Consider the following 1,683-nt stretch of genomic DNA (forward strand, 5'->3'; position numbering starts at 1 on the left):
AAAAGTTGTCGGGTATATTTATTGATATCACCCATCAGGTAATGCACCCTGTTGAATAAAATCAGTTTAACATTTACGATGTGATTTAATAAATGGTTAAAATTCATTTGTTATGAATAATATACTCCTTATTGAAGATAATCACAAAATCAGAGATAATATCGCTCAGCTTCTGACYACCAAAGGTTATCGTGTTTCAATATCAGACAATGGTATGAGCGCTTTTGAACGTTTAAAAGAACAATTACCCGACTTGGTGATTTGCGAAATTATATTGCCGGGAATGACCGGCTACGATGTTTATAAAATCATGTTCAGCAGATTATATCTCAATAAAATCCCTTTTATTCAGTTTACAGCCAAATCGGGATTTCCCGATAAGCAGGCAGCAACTGTGATAAATATTAAAAATTTTAAGTGCGAAGGTTATAATGATCGTGGTCTTATAAACTTTGTCGCAAATTTTTTCTCTGCATTTAACACTGTGGATAATAATTATACTTTTAGCGGTGGTTTACGTAAATCTATAGTTAATTTCGAACAAAAAAGTCGGTAACAAAAGCGCGATAATTGTCTCTTTTACAGTGCCTTCTACAGGCAAAAAATGACCGCCAATAGGTTGATATGTGATCGCACTATCTTTAAATTTATGGTATAATTAATTGAATGCAATTGCAAACAATGGCGCTTATAAGGTAGTATACCAGGCTGTTTGAACATTTAATTAATAGAACCTAAATCAATGATTTCTGAATAACTTCTCCCCTAAATGTTATTCATACTAAATTGAAACTAAATAGCACCATGCATTTTTAAATTAATGAATAAGCATCGTCTTTTAAAAATTTAATTTTTAGCCTAAATCAATTAGAGTATGTACAGCAAAATGGATTACCCGATTACTAACTATTTAGATAATGACAGTTGTACTGTCGAAACATCTGAATGCATTGACTTACATTACGGCCAAATTGTGGAACGCATTGTACGACGAGATCATATGGGTATAAGTGAGATTGCCCGAAAGCTTAATGTTAGTCGAAGAACCTTATACAATTGGTTTGAAACTAAAAAGCTTAACCTGGACATAATTTGTCAAATTGGTTTTGTGATTGGGCACGATTTTTCAAAGGAATTCCCAGATGCTTTTGCAAAAAGAATTAATTCTGTTAATGCAGACCGTCCTTTTGAGGCCTTAAGTACCAAAGATCAGCCCCGGGATGCAACTTATTATTGGATGGATAAGTATATAAAACTACTTGAAAAATTCAATGAAGTTTTAAGCCATGATGGCAGAAACATAACCATATAATATAAACCATAATTCAGTAGTATTTGATTAATCCATACTAAATCCTGTCCCCATTATTAAATCATTTAATCTTGTCAAAATATAAATATTGGGCGAATTGAATTTCTCTACAAATCAGCTATATTCTTATCCAAATAACTCCACTTTTGCTAAAATGGTATGGGAGTAATTGCGATACGCTTTTGAACCCAAAGTATTAAAGCACTTAAATTAATGTTTGGGTTAATGAGAGCTATCAATCAATGTCAAACTGTAATTAATGTGAACTTCAATTTTAATGATGAAAAAATTCATATGGTCTACAGTACTTTTTATTTTTCCAATTATATTATTGGGTACTTTGATTGAAGTATTGTGTAGAAGAATACCTA

The 1,683-nt window shown here is 31.7% G+C and carries 2 protein-coding genes; both read left to right on the forward strand.

Annotated features, from left to right (window positions below; genetic code table 11):
* The first annotated feature begins 112 nt into the window (after positions 1-112).
* Positions 113-556 (forward strand): response regulator, encoded by a 444-nt coding sequence (locus tag AC1DO4_RS27805; protein WP_477421033.1) that lies wholly within the window; start codon positions 113-115, stop codon positions 554-556.
* A 330-nt stretch (positions 557-886) separates the two neighbouring features.
* Positions 887-1,312 (forward strand): helix-turn-helix domain-containing protein, encoded by a 426-nt coding sequence (locus tag AC1DO4_RS27810; protein ID WP_477421035.1) that lies wholly within the window; start codon positions 887-889, stop codon positions 1,310-1,312.
* The last annotated feature ends 371 nt before the right edge of the window (positions 1,313-1,683 follow it).

This window comes from Mucilaginibacter sp. P5_A6 (assembly GCF_056400585.1).

Excerpts from the sequence above, each read along its gene's own strand:
- AC1DO4_RS27810 (WP_477421035.1), top strand. The coding sequence starts at position 887 with ATGGATTACCCGATTACTAACTATTTAGATAATGACAGTTGTACTGTC.